19 protein-coding genes, 2 tRNA genes and 1 pseudogene are annotated in these 16,948 nt (G+C 62.9%); 6 read left to right on the top strand and 16 right to left on the bottom strand.

Going from position 1 to position 16,948, the window contains the following annotated elements; all coding sequences use genetic code 11:
- Window positions 1-22: 22 nt before the first annotated feature.
- The 5 genes from CWS35_RS23585 to CWS35_RS23565 form a co-directional block, all read right to left on the bottom strand.
- A complete protein-coding gene (locus CWS35_RS23585) occupies window positions 23-2,608 on the bottom strand; it encodes a tetratricopeptide repeat protein (protein ID WP_100954031.1) in 2,586 nt (861 codons plus the stop codon).
- A gap of 511 nt (window positions 2,609-3,119) precedes the next feature.
- A tRNA-Pro gene (locus CWS35_RS23580) sits at window positions 3,120-3,196 on the bottom strand.
- A gap of 84 nt (window positions 3,197-3,280) precedes the next feature.
- Entirely contained in the window at window positions 3,281-3,760 is a 480-nt protein-coding gene (locus CWS35_RS23575) for a DUF192 domain-containing protein (protein ID WP_100954029.1), read from the bottom strand.
- 203 nt (window positions 3,761-3,963) lie between these two features.
- On the bottom strand, window positions 3,964-4,629 hold the full coding sequence (locus tag CWS35_RS23570; RefSeq protein ID WP_100954027.1) for a cold-shock protein: 666 nt from the start codon (window positions 4,627-4,629) through the stop codon (window positions 3,964-3,966).
- Between the two features lie 210 nt (window positions 4,630-4,839).
- Window positions 4,840-5,556: a Sir2 family NAD-dependent protein deacetylase gene (locus tag CWS35_RS23565; protein ID WP_100956617.1), complete on the bottom strand. Its 717-nt coding sequence runs from the start codon at window positions 5,554-5,556 to the stop codon at window positions 4,840-4,842.
- A 301-nt stretch (window positions 5,557-5,857) separates the two neighbouring features.
- Between CWS35_RS23565 and CWS35_RS39600 the strand changes: the two genes are divergently transcribed.
- Window positions 5,858-6,019: a hypothetical protein gene (locus tag CWS35_RS39600; RefSeq protein WP_168200214.1), complete on the top strand. Its 162-nt coding sequence runs from the start codon at window positions 5,858-5,860 to the stop codon at window positions 6,017-6,019.
- An 83-nt stretch (window positions 6,020-6,102) separates the two neighbouring features.
- Here CWS35_RS39600 and CWS35_RS23560 read toward each other — a convergent pair whose 3' ends face one another.
- Together CWS35_RS23560 and CWS35_RS23555 are read right to left on the bottom strand one after the other, a co-directional pair.
- Window positions 6,103-6,390 (bottom strand): hypothetical protein, encoded by a 288-nt coding sequence (locus CWS35_RS23560; RefSeq protein ID WP_100954025.1) that lies wholly within the window; start codon window positions 6,388-6,390, stop codon window positions 6,103-6,105.
- 301 nt (window positions 6,391-6,691) lie between these two features.
- Window positions 6,692-6,877, bottom strand: coding sequence for a hypothetical protein (locus CWS35_RS23555; protein WP_029878676.1), 186 nt, complete (start codon window positions 6,875-6,877; stop codon window positions 6,692-6,694).
- A 460-nt stretch (window positions 6,878-7,337) separates the two neighbouring features.
- On the opposite strand from CWS35_RS23555, the gene CWS35_RS39080 reads away from it, so the two are divergent.
- The 3 genes from CWS35_RS39080 to CWS35_RS23540 all read left to right on the top strand — a co-directional run bounded on the left by CWS35_RS39080 (window position 7,338) and on the right by CWS35_RS23540 (window position 9,579).
- Window positions 7,338-7,511 carry a hypothetical protein gene (locus tag CWS35_RS39080; RefSeq protein ID WP_157817213.1) on the top strand — a complete coding sequence of 58 codons (174 nt, stop codon included), beginning with the start codon at window positions 7,338-7,340 and terminating at the stop codon, window positions 7,509-7,511.
- 623 nt (window positions 7,512-8,134) lie between these two features.
- Window positions 8,135-8,587 carry a VOC family protein gene (locus CWS35_RS23545; protein ID WP_024578353.1) on the top strand — a complete coding sequence of 151 codons (453 nt, stop codon included), beginning with the start codon at window positions 8,135-8,137 and terminating at the stop codon, window positions 8,585-8,587.
- Between the two features lie 350 nt (window positions 8,588-8,937).
- Entirely contained in the window at window positions 8,938-9,579 is a 642-nt protein-coding gene (locus tag CWS35_RS23540) for a glutathione S-transferase family protein (RefSeq protein ID WP_100954021.1), read from the top strand.
- A gap of 12 nt (window positions 9,580-9,591) precedes the next feature.
- Here the strand turns inward: CWS35_RS23540 and CWS35_RS23535 are convergent, their stop codons facing one another.
- The gene (locus CWS35_RS23535; protein WP_100954019.1) at window positions 9,592-9,837 is read right to left on the bottom strand and encodes a porin; all 246 of its coding nucleotides are present in this window, start codon (window positions 9,835-9,837) and stop codon (window positions 9,592-9,594) included.
- A gap of 85 nt (window positions 9,838-9,922) precedes the next feature.
- Window positions 9,923-10,180, bottom strand: coding sequence for a PilZ domain-containing protein (locus tag CWS35_RS23530; RefSeq protein ID WP_024578356.1), 258 nt, complete (start codon window positions 10,178-10,180; stop codon window positions 9,923-9,925).
- Between the two features lie 340 nt (window positions 10,181-10,520).
- Here CWS35_RS23530 and CWS35_RS23525 point away from each other — a divergent pair, with 340 nt between their 5' ends.
- Window positions 10,521-11,432: a LysR family transcriptional regulator gene (locus tag CWS35_RS23525; protein ID WP_024578357.1), complete on the top strand. Its 912-nt coding sequence runs from the start codon at window positions 10,521-10,523 to the stop codon at window positions 11,430-11,432.
- Between the two features lie 91 nt (window positions 11,433-11,523).
- On the opposite strand, the gene CWS35_RS23520 is transcribed toward CWS35_RS23525, so the two are convergent.
- From CWS35_RS23520 to CWS35_RS23500, 6 genes and pseudogenes are all read right to left on the bottom strand, one after another.
- Window positions 11,524-12,495: a choice-of-anchor A family protein gene (locus CWS35_RS23520; protein ID WP_100954017.1), complete on the bottom strand. Its 972-nt coding sequence runs from the start codon at window positions 12,493-12,495 to the stop codon at window positions 11,524-11,526.
- Window positions 12,496-12,506: 11 nt separating this feature from the next.
- The gene (locus CWS35_RS23515) at window positions 12,507-13,109 is read right to left on the bottom strand and encodes a PEPxxWA-CTERM sorting domain-containing protein (protein ID WP_210202720.1); all 603 of its coding nucleotides are present in this window, start codon (window positions 13,107-13,109) and stop codon (window positions 12,507-12,509) included.
- A gap of 270 nt (window positions 13,110-13,379) precedes the next feature.
- Window positions 13,380-13,490, bottom strand: a pseudogene (locus CWS35_RS40665) (PEPxxWA-CTERM sorting domain-containing protein); the annotation flags it as partial.
- Between the two features lie 837 nt (window positions 13,491-14,327).
- Window positions 14,328-14,402 (bottom strand) — tRNA-Glu (locus CWS35_RS23505).
- Between the two features lie 138 nt (window positions 14,403-14,540).
- On the bottom strand, window positions 14,541-14,690 hold the full coding sequence (locus CWS35_RS39590; RefSeq protein WP_168226367.1) for a hypothetical protein: 150 nt from the start codon (window positions 14,688-14,690) through the stop codon (window positions 14,541-14,543).
- 147 nt (window positions 14,691-14,837) lie between these two features.
- Entirely contained in the window at window positions 14,838-15,185 is a 348-nt protein-coding gene (locus CWS35_RS23500) for a hypothetical protein (RefSeq protein WP_157817212.1), read from the bottom strand.
- A gap of 168 nt (window positions 15,186-15,353) precedes the next feature.
- Between CWS35_RS23500 and CWS35_RS23495 the strand changes: the two genes are divergently transcribed.
- Window positions 15,354-16,595 (top strand): Zn-dependent hydrolase, encoded by a 1,242-nt coding sequence (locus tag CWS35_RS23495; protein WP_100954011.1) that lies wholly within the window; start codon window positions 15,354-15,356, stop codon window positions 16,593-16,595.
- Here CWS35_RS23495 and CWS35_RS23490 read toward each other — a convergent pair.
- A complete protein-coding gene (locus CWS35_RS23490) occupies window positions 16,592-16,813 on the bottom strand; it encodes a DUF2061 domain-containing protein (protein WP_024578363.1) in 222 nt (73 codons plus the stop codon). The genes CWS35_RS23495 and CWS35_RS23490 overlap by 4 nt on opposite strands.
- Between the last annotated feature and the right edge of the window lie 135 nt (window positions 16,814-16,948).

Genomic DNA, 16,948 nt, shown 5'->3' with positions numbered 1-16,948 from the left:
CGGTCGGCGCAATGGTCGGCGCCTACTCGGCAACAATGATCATGTCCGGCGCGAGGCCGGCCTGGTACCGCTCGTGCATTGCGACGTAAGCCGCCTCGATCTGCCTGGTGAAATGCTTGGTATCGAACAGCGGCTTGGTCAGACGATTCTGCGCGAGCTTCTCCTTGAGCGCCTTGAGCGCTTCCGGATCTCGCGCGATGCCGATCGCCCGTTGCTCATATTCGCTGGCATCACGGGCAATCAATTCCGGCAAGCCGACCGCTGTGAGCAGGCTTGCGGCCACTCTGCCCGCGAGGGTGTCGCCAATCTGGGTCAGCACCGGCAAGCCTGCCCAGAGCGCGTCGCTCGCCGTCGTGTGAGCATTGAAAGGCAACGTATCCAGAAAAAGGTCCGCGGCGCGATGCCGGGCCAGATGATCCGCCAGCGAAGACACGCGCCTGGCGAAGACCAGCCGTTCGGCATCGACGCCGCGCAACGCCGCCTGCATCCTCAGATTGGCTGCGGCGGTGGTGCTGTCCTCACGGAGCCAAAGCACGCTGCCGGGCACTGCGGCCAGGATCCGCATCCAGCGATCGAACACGGCCGGCGTGATCTTGTAGAGGTTGTTGAAGCAGCAGAACACGACACCTAGCTCCGGAAGCCCGCATTCAGCCCGGGTGAACACCATCTCCGATATGGCGCGCGTTGCATCGTTCGCCTGATAGCTGTGCGGAAGATACGCAATCTTTTCCGAGAAATCGCCCTGCTGCGAAGCCGGGATGATGGTTCGATCGGCGATGATGTAGTCGATGAAATCAGCGCCACTCGTGCCGGGATAGCCGAGATAGCCGACCTGGATCGGTGCCGGCCGCTGCGCGAAGATGTTGGTGCGGCTGTTCCTGGTGAAGCCGTTCAGGTCGACCAGGATGTCGATCTCCGCGGTCCGGATCTTCTGCGCAACCTCGACGTCGCTGAGCCGCGAGCAGTCGAGGAATGCTCCGAAGGCGCCTTCCAGCCGCCGGCGCATCGCAGACTCATTGGCGGGACCGATCGATATTGCCGTCGTGTCAAACCTCGACCGGTCGTGATGTTCGAACATCCCGGCCGTCAATTGCGCTACGGGATGGTCCTGAAAATCTGACGACACGTAGGCAATGCGGATGTTGTCGTGCTTGTAGATGTCTCCATTCCAGAGCGGGTTCTTGGCCGGCGGATGCCATTTGCCGACCCAACGCCGCACGTAATCATACTGGTCTTTGCTCGACGAGGTGACGCCGACGAACGTGAAGGGATCGGTATGCGACTTGTTGTTCCGGGCCGAGTCGATCACCCGAGCGAAGTCGGCTTCAAAACTGTCCCAATCGCAAAGATGCGTTTTCAATTGCAAACGGACACCTTCGAGACCCACCAGATCGGGCTTGAGCGCCAACGCCTTGTCGTAGGCCTCGAGCGCTTGGTCATGACGCCCTGTTTCCATGAACACGTTGGCGCGACCGCACCATGCCTCGACCAGGTCGGGCTTGAGGGCGAGCGCTCTGTCCTGCGCGGCAAGGGCGTCGTCGGTGCGTCGCAGTTTGAGCAGCACATTGCCAAGACCAAGCCACGCCCCGGCCAGATCGGGGTTGAGCGCGCGCGCGTTGTCGTAAGTTGCAAGCGCCTCGTCGAAGCGCTCCAGCTTGAGCAGCGAGAGGCCGCGACCGAGCCACGCATCGGCCAGATCTGGCTTGAGCTTCAATGCGCGCTCGCAGGCGGCAAGCGCCTGATCATAGCGCTCCAGTTCCACGAATGCGTTGCCAAGGCTGAGCCACGCCTGCACCAGATCGGGCTTCAGCGCCACAGCCTTGTCGTAGGGCGCAAGCGCCTCCTCGTGACGCGCCAGCTTGACGAGCAGATTGCCGCGACCGAGCCACGCCTCGGCCAGGCTGGACTTCAGCGCCAGCGCCTTGTCGTATGCGGCGCCGGCCTCGTCGTATCGCTTGAGTTCGGTGAGCAGATTGCCGCGGCCGAGCCATGCCTCCGGCAGGTCGGGCTTGAGCGCCAGCACCTTGTCGAAAGCCACCAGCGCGTCGTCGAGCCGCGCCAGCCTGAACAGCACGTCGCCACGACCGAGCCACGCCTCGATCAGATCGGGCTTGACCGCGAGCGTCTTGTCGTAAGCGGCAAGCGCCTCGTCGAACCGCCCCACACTGCCAAGGAGGTGACCGAGCCACGGTGCGGCCGCGCGAGGCTCAAGCGCGACCGACTTGTCGTAGGCGGCGAGCGCCTCGGTGTAACGCCCGAGCTTCGCATATGAATGGCAGCGGCCAAGCCACGCCTCGGCCAGGTCAGGCTTCACGACCAACGCCTTGTCATAGGCAGCAAGGGCCTTGTCGAAACGCCCGAGGTTGGTCAGCAGATGACCGAGCCACGGTCCGGCCAGGTCCGGCTTCAAGGCGATCGCCTTGTCGAAGGCGGCGAGCGCTTCGTCATGCCGCCCCATCGCCGCGAATGCATTGCCACGACCGAGCCATGCCTCGGCCAGATCGGGCTTGAGCGCCAGGGCCCTGTCGAACAGCGCGATCGCCTCGAGCGGCCTCCCGCCATTCATCGCATTGATGGCATTCTGGTATGTCTTCTTTGCCGCGCTCATCGTGCTTTCGCTAACCCTGTCTGAACAGTCCCGATCCTATCCGATCGGCGCGAACCGAGCGGCAGTCACGTGGAGCCGAAGTCGCGGCAAATGACGCCTGCATCCGTTCGGCGGTGCTCACGTGCCGTCCCGCGGATCCAACACGCATTCTGTCCCCGCCGCTATTTGGCGCCGGGACACTAGCAGGCAACCTGAACGGAACAAGTTCCCGCACACCCGTGAATTCCGCAACGCGGATGGCCTCTTTCATCGGACAGATTTGCGGAGCGCAGCCGCTCCGGCCCAGCGCAGCGTTGAACCTATTCCCGGTCAGGACGACTCATGGTCACTGGGGATTTCAGGGCCCAGTATTTCGGCGGCGCCGTCTGGACGAACATACTCCGTCCAGGCGGCGTTGTTGCGTCTGGCGATACATTCTGGATCGCGACGAGTCCCCGGCAGACGCATGATGCGCGCAGTCGCGCGCCACCGGCGCAGGTGCGACGGCAAGGTCTGAAACCGTGCGATGGGATGGTCGGGGCAGCTGGATTCGAACCAACGACCTGCAGTACCCAAAACTGCCGCGCTACCAGGCTGCGCTATACCCCGACATTTCCGAGAGGCCCCGTGGATACACGCTTCAGCCAGCGCCAGCAAGGCGCCGGAGCGGGGCTTCCCGAGGCGAAATCGGCACTAACGGCTGCCGAACAGCGGGTGGGCGACCCGGTCGCCGGGCTGGATGCCGTATTTCTGCGCGGTCCCGGCGATCACCTCGAGGACGCCCTTGGCCAGTCCCCGCGACGGAATGATCCTGGTCGACATCGGCTCGGTGTTTTCCGCGATGCGCAGGATGCGCCCGTCGGCGCGGATGAAGATCATGTCGAGCGAGATGTAGGTGTTCTTCATCCACATCGACACTTCCTGCTCCGGCGAGAAGTCGAACAGCATGCCTTTGCCGTCCGCGAGCTCCTTCCGGTACATCAGGCCGGTCTCCTTCTCCTCCTCCGTGGTCGCCATTTCGACCGAGAACACGTGCACGCCCGATTTGGTGACGATCTCGAGCGGCTGCACGCTGGCGGCCTGTGCCGCGGGGCCCAGCAGCGTACCGGCAATGATGACGAGGGAGGCCACCAGCCACGGACGCAGCCGGCCAACAATACGATCGAAATACATCGACAAATACTCACACCGGAGAAGATTTTCCGGCGGACCCTAACCCGATGATTGCGGCAAATGCCAGAGGCCAGAGGGCTCGCCATCGGCTCACGTTTCCGTCAGGGCGAGCGACCGGAGGTCTCGTTTGAGCATGATCTCCGCGCAAACGCATTCCGCACTTGTCGCGAGGGACAACTGCTTCGGGCTTTTCCGGATGATGCTCAGTGCGATGACAGTGCCGACGGACCGGTCTCGGGGTGGATCTCGGCGGCCATCATGCCCTTGGAGCCCGGCCCGAACCGCACCAGCACATATTGGCCAGGGCGCAGCTCGGTCATGCCGAAGCGCCGCAGCGTCTCCATATGCACGAAGATGTCGGGGGTACCCTCCCCGCAGGTCACGAAGCCGAAGCCGCGCAGCCGGTTGAACCACTTGACCTGCGCGCGCTCCAGCCCACTGGTCGCGGTCACCGTGACATGGGTGCGCGGCGGCAGCATCTGTGCCGGATGGATCGCCGTCGACTCGTCCATCGAGACGATGCGGAAGGCCTGATAGCCCTTGGCACGCTGAACACATTCGACGACGAGGCGTGCGCCCTCATAGGCGGTCTGAAAGCCGTCCCTCCGCAGCACCGTCACATGCAGCAGGATGTCGGGCCAGCCATTGTCGGGGACGATGAAGCCGTATCCCTTCGAGGCGTCGAACCATTTGATGACGCCGGAGACTTCAACGAGGTTGGCTGCGGCGTCACCGAGGCCAGAGAAGGCATCCATCGCCGCATCGCGCGACGCACTGCCGCCGTATTCGCCTTGTGCAATTCTACTTTGCCCAACTCCGCCGATCGGCGGTCCGCCGAGCTTCTTGGACTCAAATCCGTCCGACCCCATGACCCCGGACCCCACACATCAAATGCAAATCGCCGTCGTTGCGGCGCACCCTCTGCACGCTGCTCTCCATGACCAACTCCGTGGTCGCTCATTTTGACGCTGCGCGAATCTCTCAACCAAAAGATAACACTCCCGCTTGCCGGGCATAGCTAAAAATCGATTCTTGCGGGAACTATGAACAGGCTTGCACAGCCGCGAATCAATCGGGCATCAATTGCCTACGAAAGGACCAAGCGTATCGCCGATGTCGTGGCGAATGACGAGATCGGCGACGTCGTCTTGATCGGTCGGCTCGTTGTTGATGATCACGAGCCGCGCGCCGCTCTCCTTCGCCATCATCGGAAACCCCGCGGCCGGCCACACCACGAGCGACGATCCAATCGCCAGAAACAAGTCGCAATGCCTGGTGAGTTCCGCCGCGCGGCGCATTGCATCCTCGGGCATCGATTGCCCGAACGAGATCGTCGCGGTCTTCACCGGATCGCCGCAGTCTGCGCAGTCTGGCGCACGGCCGGCCTGGTCGAAGGCCCGCTTCACCCACGATAGGTCGTAGTCCTTGCCGCAGCCGATGCAGCGCGCGTAGGTGGTGTTGCCGTGCAGTTCGATCACGTCATCGGCCTTGAAGCCCGACGCCTGATGCAAATTGTCGATGTTCTGCGTGATGATGCCAGGAACCTTGCCTGCCCGGTAGAGCGAAGCCAGCGCGCGATGGCCGCGACCGGGCCTGGCGGCGGCGAACGTCGGTTCCATCGCGAAGCGGCGCCGCCAGGAATCATCGCGCGCTTCCTGGCTGGCGACGAACTCATCGAACGGGATCGGTCGGTTACGGGTCCAGAGCCCGCCCGGCGAGCGGAAGTCGGGAATGCCGCACTCGGTGGAGATGCCCGCGCCGGTGAAGGGCACGATCGACGACGCCTCAGCAATCATCTCGCCGAGTTGCTCGACACCGCTGCGCAAATCCTTTGCAATCGAGTCTTTTGCAATCACTGGAAATCATCCGGTTGGTCGTTGCGATTATAGCACGGCCAGAGCGATTGCGAGCTCAACCATCACGCGCCGTCGGGTGAGACCGGGGCATCTTGAGCGACAATCCACTGCTGCGGACAGGCCGCATCACCGGTTCAGCGCCTCAGCATCATCACAATCCTGCAATGCCGGCTCCGCATTGACGCCCGATTCGCTGACGTCAATGCGCCGCGGGACAGGACCACGATGAGAAGGATGGGCAATGACCGATCAGGAAGACCGCGCCGCGCGCGAGCGCGAGGAGATCGTCGCACGCGTTGCCAGCTTCAGAGCGACGCAGCAGAGATTCGAGCGTGATCGCCAGGAATATTACGACAGCACGCTGGGCAATGTCTGGAGTGGAATTCAGCGCAAGAGCGCTTGATGGCGTGCCCGGTGGCGCATGATCACACCATGACACTCGATTGAGAAAGCCCGGAGCGATGCGCTCCGGGCTCGTCGTCGTCGTTACCAATAGTGCCGGTAATAGTAGTGCCGATAGTACGGACCGCGATAATAGGCGTAGGGTCCGGGACCGTAGTAGCCATAACGCGGACCATAATAACCCGGGTAGTAGCCCGACCCGTAGTACGGACCATAAGCGCCATACGCCGCCCCGGCGGCGCCCGCGGCGAGCGCGCCGGCGGCCAGACCGAAAGCCAGTCCGGGTCCGATACCGCGCGCCTGCGCCGGCGCGCTGACCATCGTTGCGCCGATGGTCGCAACCGTCGCCAACACTGCCAGTACCTTTTTCATACGCAACCTCCTCATGTCGTTCGGTGCACCAACGCGGGCGCGATGGGATGGTTGCAGCGAGGCTATTGGCCGCCGCGCTCGCTTCGGTTCCGCAGTCATGCGATTGCGCAAAGCTACCATCGGTTAGCGCGGGAACAAAAACACAACCATAGGGATTAGCTTGGGGTGAGCGAGGTTGGCATCGATGCCGGCGTGGATGGAATTGCTGCTGAACGTGATGGGCTTTGCCGGATTTGTCGGCGTCGCCATGTATCACAAGCGCCCGGACGGGAAGCTGCCGGACTGAGCGTCGGCAGCGGCCTCAGTTCGCCTTCCGCGCCTCGCCAGCCGTTCGAACCAGCCGGTCCGCCTTCACCAGCACCTTGCCGCTGTCCGGCTGTGGCCGAAGCCAGAAGCTGATCCCAACGAAGACAGCACAGAACAGCAGGCCCGCCACCATCACCCGTCGGTGGGTCGGTCGGTCCGCGTTGTGGAACGATGGCATCATGGCAGTCACCTGCGACCATCCCTAGCGCAACCACAGATGGTGACAACAGGACGCTGCTCTTAACCTAACCAGGTAGAGTTAGCGGTGGGCTGGTAGGGTTGGAGCGGGAGTTCCGGCCGCACGCCGCGGCAGCGATCCACAGACTATCCCGGGCTTGTCCGCAGCAAATTCACAGCGGCGGCGGTGCTTTTTGCGGAGCAATATGCGCGTCTTGCTGCGCACTCGTCCACAGCCTGCCGGCACTCGGGCGCTCGCCAGCCTGTTGCGGGTCGCCTGGAAGCTCAGGCCGCGGGTTCCGACGAGCACGACCTCGCCATCGCTGATTGTGCCGGATAACCCACTCGCCACCTCCTGCCCGGCAAAACAGCGGGATCGGATTCGCGCCGAATGCGCCGCACCGGGGAGCTTGCAAATCGTTAAGATCCCCCTGACAAGGTTCGACGGCTGGAGGGAGAGAGCCATGCTGGTTTACCCCGTACCTGCCGAAGTGACGCAAGCCAGAGTGCAACTCGTCGTCGATCAGACCGCGAAGGCACAGCCCCGCATTATCAGCGAGGATGTGCTTGACGTCTTCGCGGCCAAGAACCAGGCCGACCGCGACGCCGTCGAGACCATCCTCGATATCAAGGTCTGAGCGCGACACTGCGCGATCCGCCCCGCGAGCTCCCGTCGCAGGTTTCTTTGCCGTGAACCTTTTGCGCAGTGCGAAGACATACCGGCACTGGGGATTTCAGGGCCCGGCATTCGGCACAGCGCTGTGGGACAAACACACTTCGTCTACGCGACGCTGTTGCATTTTGTAGATTCAACCTTAAGTTTGGTGCCGAACAGTTGACGGCTCACGCCCTGAGAGATCCCCAGTCCGTCAGCTGGGAAAGCCCCGCATCCAGCCTGCGGGGCTTTCTTTTTTCCGAGCGTAGGAACCTCTCGGTCCGAACACCGTTATGTGAGCGGTTGCCGGCGCGATCTCCCCAAGGCCGGTCGGCATCAGACCTCGCGAGCCCGCTCGCGGGGTTTTGCGTTTTAGAGGAGGTCCAACCTCGCGCGTCCTTGATTGGAAGTGATGAGCGATCGATGGGATAGAGAGGATGCCTCCAAGGCACGACCACAAGCCCCGTTCCGGCGCCGCAGCCGGGCGGGGCTTTATCGCATCCGATCCTGCGCGAGCCCCCTGCCCGGCGTCGGGTTTTGCTGCTAATTCATTGGCCGTCTCGCCCCAAGGGCCAAACAATATCTGAATCCGCAGGAGGATGAATAATGCGCTATCTCCACACCATGCTGCGCGTCCGCAATCTCGATGTCGCGATGAAGTTCTATCAGGACGCGCTCGGACTGAAGGAAGTGCGCCGCATCGACAATGACAAGGGCCGCTTCACGCTGGTGTTTCTCTGCGCGGAGGAAGACCTCCATCTGCTCAAGTCGCAGCCGCAGACCCGCGGCGCACCGCTGGTCGAGCTGACCTACAATTGGGACGAGGAAAAGTACGGCGAGGACCGCCATTTCGGCCATCTCGCCTACGAGGTCGACGACATCTACGCCACCTGCGAGAGGCTGATGAAGCTCGGCGTCACCATCAATCGTCCGCCGCGCGACGGCAACATGGCGTTCGTGCGGTCGCCCGATCTACACTCGATCGAGATCCTGCAAAAGGGCGAGCCGAAGGCGCCCGCCGAGCCATGGGCCTCGATGCAGAACACTGGCCACTGGTGAACGCTGCCTCGCATCCGTCCCGATCTGCTTTCCGCGCCTCATCCGGAGGCCGAACGATCGTTAGGAACATGCCGCCACCGCTGACGTTGCCCCCTCACCAAGAGGAATGCGAGGAGGCAATGAGATGGGAAAAGGAATTTTGCTTTGGCTGTTGGGCGTGCCGATTCCGGTGATCATCGTGCTGTGGTTGTTGTTCGGGCGCTGATCGTATCTTGATGCGCCATGCATGAGCGTGAGGCTCTGCCGCACTGCGGCGGAGCCTGTTTTTTGCTCGCGATACAATTCATCCCGCGCTTTTCTCCGGCTATTCCTCTAAGAACGCGCAAAGCGCAACCGCGGGAAGAAACGTGATGGACAGCAAGCCGCAACTGACGATCTGGGGCCGGGCCAACTCGGTCAATGTACAGAAGGTTCTCTGGTGCCTCGCCGAGCTCGACGTGCCCTATCAGCGCATCGATGCCGGCATGCAGTTCGGCCGGAACGACCAGCCCGACTATCTCGCGATGAATCCGAACGGGCGCATCCCGACGCTGGTCGAGGGCGACTACGTGCTGTGGGAATCCAATTCGGTGATGCGCTATCTCTGCATGGCGCATGGCCAGGGCTCGCCGGTCTACCCGCAGGCGCCGAAGGCGCGCGCCGCCGTCGACCGCTGGCTCGACTGGACGCTGTCGACGCTGCAGCCGGTCGACCGCCCGGTATTCTGGGCGCTGGTGCGCACGCCGCCCGAGAAGCGTGACATGGTCCAGATCCAGAAGGACGCCGATGCGGAGGGCATCGTGTGGCGGGTCGTCGAGGCGCAACTCGCCAGCCGCCGCTTCGTCGAGGGCGATCAGTTCACGATCGCCGACATCGCGCTCGGCACTTTTGCGCGGCGCTGGCTCGGCGTCGAGGGCGTGACGAAGCCGACACTGCCCAATCTCGAGCGCTGGTTCGGCGAGATCGCGCAGCGGCCGGGCTTCATCCGCTTCGTGGCGCCACCGATGTCGTGAGCGTCGGGCCGCTCAGCGACCGCCGGAGACGACGCCGTCGACGCGAATGGCGCCGCCGAGCTTCACGCAGGTGTCGGAGCCCTCGACCTTGACGAAGCCCGGTCCATACGACGCACAGGCGTTGCTCCGGGTCGCGGACTTGGACGGCAGGGTTTTCCCGGCGTCGGGCGGCGTCCGAAGATTCCAGCGGTCGCCCTGCTGCGCGGACGCAGCGGCAGGAATCAGGACGGCGATGACGGCGAAGCAGGTCGTGCGCATTAGAACTTCTTAACGCGTGTCGCGGGATCAGGCCAGCGCATGACGCGATCGGGCAGAACCGTCGAAAGACCGACGTGGTCAGGCTTCAGCGCACGAACCGGACGCCGAAGGTCTTGCCTTCGCGCCACACCACCTCGCAGGCGCGCCCGGTGCGGGCGTCCCGCGAAAACGCCAGCCGCAGCTTGGCCGGCAGCGTGTTGTTGTCCTGGACGGTGATCTTTGCGCCGGACGAGGAAATGTCCTCGACCACGCAAGGCCGCGCGGCGAAGCCGCCGTCGAGCGTGATCCAGCCGGACTGACGCAACGATTTGCGCGTTTCGCGCTTCCTGGTCCCAAGAGCCATCACTTCATCCCCAAGGTTCAGCCCTACCGCCGTTGGCTTTACAAAGGGTTGCGAAATATCAGCGGTTTGCAGCGATTCCGGAACGGCGAGCACGCCGCCCTGCAAACTTCAACCAAAACAGACCTTTGGCGCGCGGAATCGACAGCCGCGACGTGCGTTGCGCGCTCGATCCAGCAGCACGAAGTGTCGATCTCGGTGACGGCTGCAAACCACGTTCGTTCATCTTGTTCCCAGAAGGAGGGTGGGAACCAAATGAAATGTTCGGTATCTAGGGGCTTTCATTGCCCTGCCCCCGGCCCGCCAGCAACCGACCAACAGGCGGAAAGTCGTTTGAGCCACGATGGCGTTCAACCTCCGCAAGATCGACCTCAATTTGCTCGTGATCTTCGAGGCGCTCTACGCCACGGGCAGCACCGGGCGTGCCGCCGAGCGGCTCGGCATGAGCCAACCCGCGGTGTCCAATGCACTTGGCCGGCTGCGCGACCTGATCGGCGATCAGCTCTTCGTGCGGGATACGCGCGGACTGAAGCCGACCAGCAAATCCAACGAGATCATCCGCCCCGTGCGCGAGGCGCTGGGCGTGATCGGTAGCCAGCTCATCACCTCTGACTCGATCGATCTCTCGACCTACCAGCGGCAGTTTCGGGTCATCATCGCCGATCCCTTCGAGCCGATCCTGATGCCGCCTATCGTGCGCGCCATCACCACCGAGGCGCCGGGTATCGAGATCGAATGCGTGCAGGCCACCGCGAGATTTGCCGAGGATATCCGCGACGGCGGGATCGATCTTGCCTGCTTTGCTTTTCCGATCGACAGCAAGGACATCGTCACGCAGGTGCTATGTCCGATCGAGCTCGTCATCCTGAGCCGACGCGATCACCCTGGAATTAAGAAGCCGCTCGACATCGACACCCTGCGCCGGCTGCCGCAAATCGCGATCGGCCGCGAGCTGCGCGGCTTCACCGGCGTCGACAAGAAGCTGATCGCCGCCGACACCGCCCGCCGCACGCCCTATATGGTCGGCAAGATCTGGTCGATGGCACCGATGATCGAGCGCACCGACCTGATCGGCTTCCTGCCGCGCCGCTTCGCCAACGAGATCGCTCGGAACTTCGATCTCGACATCCACGAAGTTCCGATGAAGCTACCCGAGCAGCATGCCTATCTGATGTGGCATGTGAGCAGCGAACGCGATCCCGGCCATAAGTGGCTTCGCGACTCGATCATGCAAGCGATCCAGACCGATCCGTAGAGCGGAGCCCATCGCTTGAGCGTGAGCTCCCCGGGAAAGCCACCCTGCTCTTCCCGCGTCGTGCCTAGAGCAAACTGGGTTCTGGTTGGATCTAGCCGAACTGCGCTTTGGCATCGACGCCGGAGCGGCGCTCGCTCTTGATCCGGCGACAGGACGCCAAGCCGAGACCAGCGAAACCAAGCAACAGCATTGTCCAGGTAGAAGCTTCGGGAACGGACCCGACCGAATTCAGATAGCTGGCGTCAGTGAGGGTCTTGAAGTGCAGTTCGCCGTTGCCTTGGAACGAGGCGGCGAACAGCGTCCCATCGATCGGGCTGGAGCTTGACACGGTTGCGTTGGGAGCAAGAACGGTGCCGCCGAATTCGACGCCGAAGTTGAGGCTCGTCGCGTCGTAGAAATTCCACAATATGTCCGACGCGTAGTTGCTGTCGTTGAAGTTTCCCGACCCAGTGGAAAAGTTTCCGTCGACGTTGACGACCAGCAGCTTTGCGCCGTTGAGGTCGAAGGTCGGATTGCTGACCTGCTCCAGCTGGGCGGCAGTGATATTGATCACGGCGACACCGTTCACCGGCTGGGCGGTAAAGATAGAGCTGTTCTGCGAAATGATGGCGAGACCGGACGACCCAGTTGTCGCCATCTTGGAGAGCGCGCTCGAGACCTGCGTCAGCTGCCCCGCAATCGAGCTGTAACTGTAGGGAAAGGCGTAATTGGAGGTGACCTTGCTGGCACCCGAGAAGGTCGCGTTCTGCGAACCTCCGACATGCACCGTCAGATTGTTGACGTTGTACGGGCCGCCGGAGGCATTTCCGTAGATGTTGACCCCACCGTAGCCCGAAAGCGAAGAGGCCGTCGGTTGATAACCCTGGGTATCGAATGTCGTGCTCGGGCCCGACAGATTGCCGCCGATCATCACCGCTCCGACGGTGTCGGACTGTGAGCTGAAGTTGGTGACGATCGCGTTGAAGTTGGTCAACAGATCGCTCGTGAGCGGGAGCGCTGCGGCAGGTCGGGTTGCACCTGCCGCAAGGAGCGCGGCAATCAACCAGGCACGGGACATCTTCATGAAGCCCTCAATCAAATCAGTTGTCCGAGCAGCGGCCGGTTGCGCTTACGACGAGCCAGAAAGCCCAGTCCGCAGAAGCCAAGGATCATCATGACCCAAGTGGCAGGCTCCGGGACCGCAGCGGTCAAAATGGTCCCGTTGGTTCCGAACGCGATCGAGGCGGGCGAGCCCGTACTATGGGATGCGCCGGCCACAGGGTAGTCGTCGTCGATCTCCCCAAAAGAAAACAGGATGAGATCCGCCTGGCCGTCATTGGAAAAGAGTAGCAAGGAATGCCCGCTCGGACCGAAATTGCCGTCAAAATTGAATATGAGATTGCTGCCGACCGCTTCCAGGACGTTACTTCCACTGAAAGACATGTTCGAAAGCTTGTCCGCGACGTGAGTTCCGATGGTCAGACTGAAAGCCAGGATATCGGACTTCGACAGTGCGCCGGTCTTTCCGTCGGTGTCGATATAGCCGGTCGTCGTGATCGTATTTCCCGTGGTGTCATCGGTCACGGCGATGTCGACGGTGTAACGCTCGGTAACCACTGACGCCGTTGCGCTAGAGGCACCGACACATAGCAGGGCCAATCCTGCGACAATCGATCCAAAATTCAGCAATAACTTCATTTGAACACCAGCCTCAAAAAATAGTCGCATCAGTCGGGCCTGTTTCGGCCCGTCAACGCGTCAGACTTTCGCCAGTTTGGTTTTAGGAGGACGGCGGGGGCGATGTGAAATGGATAATTAATATACTCCGAATTCAGGAACCTGATTGGCTCCGCGGCAAACGACCAACGGAAGGCGGCGCCACGAGCCTCGCCGACCTCGCCTCCCTGATCCGGAAAACAAAAAGACCGCCCGAAGGCGGTCTTGCTATCAACGCCGATCAGCTGAGGATCAGGCCGCGCTCAGCGCATTGCGCCGCCGATAGGCCAGGAAGCCGAGTCCGGAGAAGCCCAGGATCATCATCGCCCAGGTCGAAGGCTCGGGGACGGCGGAGATCGTGGTGGAGAAGAAGGCCTGCCCGGTGTTGTCGCCGCTGCCCCAGATCCACTGTGCATTCGTGCTGATGCCCGCGATCGGCCCGCCATACGCGCCGGTCCAGATGTTGGCGCCGCCATTGCTGCTGTCACCCGCCTGCAAGGCGGCCGCTCCGGACGGAGTGCTCCAGGACGAGCCGGCGGTGACCGTCTGGGCGCGCCAGGCGGCATCCGTCGACGTCAGGAGCGTGGCTGAACCGTTGCCGAACAGTCCACCGCCGAGCAGGTTGAACTGACCCAGGATGGCGTTCGGATTGCTGCCGCTCGACGGCGTCGTGGTGTGATCGGAATCCGAGGCGTAGTTCTCCGCCACGATGTGCAGGTACCAGGTCCCGGCGCCGAGGTTCAGGCTGAACGACTGCGGGTTGCGCCAGTCAACGCCGGTGCCGCCGGGGGTGATCAGTGTGCCGAGCGTGGAGTCGCTCGAGCTGATGTAAGCCTGAAATCCGTTGTCCGCGGTCAGCACGCCGGTGAGGGTCGAGGCATTCGCCGCAGGCGCGGCAATCGCCGCAGCCATCACTAGTCCGAGCGCAACCTGGCGCAACATCGCATGCTCCCAATGGATTAAAAATCTCGCGCAGGCTTCTAATCAGGGGCAAAAGAGTCGGTCAAGCGACGGGTTAAATTAAACATTAATTTCAACCGCCCGCAGGATATCAAAACGACCGTCGATTAAATGCGCACCCCGGTTAGCCGCGCAGCCGCCGACGGAACTCCCCTGCCGCGTCATGCCCGCATGCATGGGCATTGAACGCAGTCACGTTGGACGGGCTCGCGGCTCGGATGGGATATGCGTTGGAAACATTGGCGCTCCCTAGCGGAATCGAACCGCTCTCTCCACCGTGAAAGGGTGGCGTCCTAACCGATAGACGAAGGGAGCAAAACTCCCGGCAGATCAATACGTTAGACGTGAGATGCGCCGGACTGGTCATGACCGTCAACGGTCGCGACGGGCGAACGTATAGTGGCGATTGGCCGGTCGGGCAAGCGTTCAGAACGCTTTTCCGGGGATGGCCGCCTACCTGCAGGACAATCCGGCCTCGATCGAGGTCCAGAAACCACAATGCGACGGCACATGGGCATGCGCCCGCGAACCGCCGGCGTGAATCAGGATTGCGGCGGCAAGCGCGACGACGACGGCGGGGATGAGGAATCGACGGAACGACATGGGCCTGCGCATCAAGCGATATCGTGGCCTAACTAAGGCCAGCGCACGGGATGAACATCCAGCGCTCGCGCGGGACCGTTCGCGGTTAGTCCCTGCGCAAACGAGATCCGCGGCTTTCGCAGTGAACTGCTTCGCGGCTTGGGCGCGCTAGTGATTGGCTGCGCTTGCGACATCCTGGCGATTGTTCGGCTGCGCCGCCGGCGCCTGCTTGATGCAGGTGCTGCAAATCACGAGCTTGCGCGCCAGTCGATCGTCGGCGTCCGCTTCCGACACTTGTATGTCGGACGTCTCGGCCACCGCCGGCGACGTATTCCGCGCATGGCGTCGCGGCTGCGGCAGATTGGGATCCTGTCCGGCACCATCCCACGCCAGCGGGCCGGTTCCCGGCGCCGGCGTGGACATGCTGTATTGCTGCGAATATTGCGCACAGGCACCGAGCGCGATCGGAAGAAACAACACGGCGGCCTTACGAGCCCAGTTCCGGAATGCAGACATGATCACACTCACACGCTATTCGTACCGCGACATCAGTACTGCGACCTAAGAGCAGAACCGCTAAGAAATCGTTTGCCTTGTTTGGTTCGTCGCATCCGACCGCGACGGCATCAAGACGGGATTGCGGCGCCAACGCGCCGTCGAACACGCTAGTCCGGAGTCCAACCAATGCCCGCCATCAACCATCGCTTCGACGGCAAGCGCGTGCTCGCCGATCTCAACGCGCTACGCGCGATCGGCGCCTACAAAAGCGGTGTACACAAGCCGACATTCTCGGAACCGCATCTGCGCTCGCTCGACTGGCTTGCGGCACGCCTGCCCGATGCGGACCTCACCGCAACCATCGACGGGATCGGCAACGTGTTCGGCAGCAGCACAAAGGCGGGACCAAAGCTGCTCGCAGGCTCGCATCTCGAGAGCCAGAACCATGCCGGCTGGCTCGATGGACCGCTCGGCGTGATCTATGCGTTGGAAGCCGCGCGCGTCATCAACCGAGATCCCGGCATCAACGGCGCGGTCGAAGTCGCCGCCTGGTGCGACGAGGAAGGCCATTTCGGCAGTTTCCTCGGCAGCCGCTCGTTCGCCGGCGCAGTGAGCGAGGCCGACATCGATGCCGCGCGCGACCGCTCGAGCGGCCGCGCGATGCGACAGGCATTGCAGGATGCAGGCTTTGCCGGCCGCCCTCGCCTCACCGCCGAGGCTTCCCGCCATATCGGCTATCTCGAAGCCCATATCGAGCAAGGCGACACGCTGGAAAGCAGCGGGCTCAAGATCGGCGTCGTCACCTCCATCGTCGGTATCTGGCAGTTCCGCATCACCTTCACCGGTGCGCAGAACCATGCCGGCACCACGCGGATGGCGGTGCGCAAGGATGCGGGCCTGGCGCTGGCGCGGTTCTGCGTCGCGATCGACGACAGCTTCCCTGCCCTGTGCGGACCGCGCACGGTGTGGACCACTGGCCGCATCACGCTGGACCCAGGCGCGCCCAGCATCATCCCCGGCGGCGCCGAGATGCTGTTCCAGATCCGCGACGACAATCCCGAGGTGATCGCGCGTCTCGAGCAACATCTGCATCGTCTGGCGGCCGAGGCCACCGCGCAGGGCGGCTGCGGCGTGCAGGTCGAGCGCATCCGCACCGGCGTGCCCGCGATGATGACGCCGGCATTCCAGGATGCGATCGAGGCGGCCAGCGCGACCTGCGCCGGCGGCAAATCGATCCGCATGCCGAGCGGCGCCGGTCACGACGCGCAGGTGCTTGCCACGCTCATGCCGGCGGCGATGCTGTTCGTGCCGTCGATCGGCGGCATCAGCCATCACTGGAGCGAGAACACCGACGATGCCGATATCGTCACGGGCGCCGAGGTGTTCGTCGAAACCTGCCACCGCCTGCTGACGCAAGCGGCGTGCTAACCGGTGCGTCGTCCGAACGGAACCACGGCCCAGGCCCGCTCGTGCAGATAGTACCAGGCGATCTTGGTCACGATCTCGAGCCCGGCGATCGAGCCGGCGAGCGCAACCTTGCCGGTCATGAACCAACTGATGGCGAACGTATCGAGCGTCCCGAGCGTCCGCCAGCTGACGGCCTTGAGGATCGATCGCGTATGACTCTCTGCTGCGCGTAAATGCACCCGGTAACGTCTCCCGTCTGATCAAGCACTTCTACCATGCCGTTCATCAGCGCGCTCGCGTCCGCCTCCGCCGGAAATAGCCAAACGTGAACTCCCAACCGCGCGTCCGCCGCCGCCGACCACCTTGCAAAGTGC

Origin of the sequence: Bradyrhizobium sp. SK17, from assembly GCF_002831585.1 — a bacterium.
Classification (GTDB): Bacteria; Pseudomonadota; Alphaproteobacteria; order Rhizobiales; family Xanthobacteraceae; genus Bradyrhizobium.
Note: the sequence above shows the minus strand (reverse complement) of the source record. Positions and strands in the feature narration are given on the sequence as shown.

Excerpts from the sequence above, each read along its gene's own strand:
- CWS35_RS23575 (WP_100954029.1), bottom strand. The coding sequence starts at position 3,760 with ATGTATTTCGATCGTATTGTTGGCCGGCTGCGTCCGTGGCTGGTGGCC.
- CWS35_RS23535 (WP_100954019.1), bottom strand. The coding sequence starts at position 9,837 with ATGCGCACGACCTGCTTCGCCGTCATCGCCGTCCTGATTCCTGCCGCT.
- CWS35_RS23565 (WP_100956617.1), bottom strand. The coding sequence starts at position 5,556 with ATGATTGCTGAGGCGTCGTCGATCGTGCCCTTCACCGGCGCGGGCATC.
- CWS35_RS39600 (WP_168200214.1), top strand. The coding sequence starts at position 5,858 with ATGACCGATCAGGAAGACCGCGCCGCGCGCGAGCGCGAGGAGATCGTC.
- CWS35_RS23530 (WP_024578356.1), bottom strand. The coding sequence starts at position 10,180 with ATGGCTCTTGGGACCAGGAAGCGCGAAACGCGCAAATCGTTGCGTCAG.
- CWS35_RS39080 (WP_157817213.1), top strand. The coding sequence starts at position 7,338 with ATGCTGGTTTACCCCGTACCTGCCGAAGTGACGCAAGCCAGAGTGCAA.
- CWS35_RS23545 (WP_024578353.1), top strand. The coding sequence starts at position 8,135 with ATGCGCTATCTCCACACCATGCTGCGCGTCCGCAATCTCGATGTCGCG.
- CWS35_RS23570 (WP_100954027.1), bottom strand. The coding sequence starts at position 4,629 with ATGGGGTCGGACGGATTTGAGTCCAAGAAGCTCGGCGGACCGCCGATC.
- CWS35_RS23495 (WP_100954011.1), top strand. The coding sequence starts at position 15,354 with ATGCCCGCCATCAACCATCGCTTCGACGGCAAGCGCGTGCTCGCCGAT.
- CWS35_RS23560 (WP_100954025.1), bottom strand. The coding sequence starts at position 6,390 with ATGAAAAAGGTACTGGCAGTGTTGGCGACGGTTGCGACCATCGGCGCA.
- CWS35_RS23555 (WP_029878676.1), bottom strand. The coding sequence starts at position 6,877 with ATGATGCCATCGTTCCACAACGCGGACCGACCGACCCACCGACGGGTG.
- CWS35_RS23540 (WP_100954021.1), top strand. The coding sequence starts at position 8,938 with ATGGACAGCAAGCCGCAACTGACGATCTGGGGCCGGGCCAACTCGGTC.
- CWS35_RS39590 (WP_168226367.1), bottom strand. The coding sequence starts at position 14,690 with ATGTCGTTCCGTCGATTCCTCATCCCCGCCGTCGTCGTCGCGCTTGCC.
- CWS35_RS23585 (WP_100954031.1), bottom strand. The coding sequence starts at position 2,608 with ATGAGCGCGGCAAAGAAGACATACCAGAATGCCATCAATGCGATGAAT.
- CWS35_RS23500 (WP_157817212.1), bottom strand. The coding sequence starts at position 15,185 with ATGTCTGCATTCCGGAACTGGGCTCGTAAGGCCGCCGTGTTGTTTCTT.
- CWS35_RS23515 (WP_210202720.1), bottom strand. The coding sequence starts at position 13,109 with ATGAAGTTATTGCTGAATTTTGGATCGATTGTCGCAGGATTGGCCCTG.
- CWS35_RS23525 (WP_024578357.1), top strand. The coding sequence starts at position 10,521 with ATGGCGTTCAACCTCCGCAAGATCGACCTCAATTTGCTCGTGATCTTC.
- CWS35_RS23520 (WP_100954017.1), bottom strand. The coding sequence starts at position 12,495 with ATGAAGATGTCCCGTGCCTGGTTGATTGCCGCGCTCCTTGCGGCAGGT.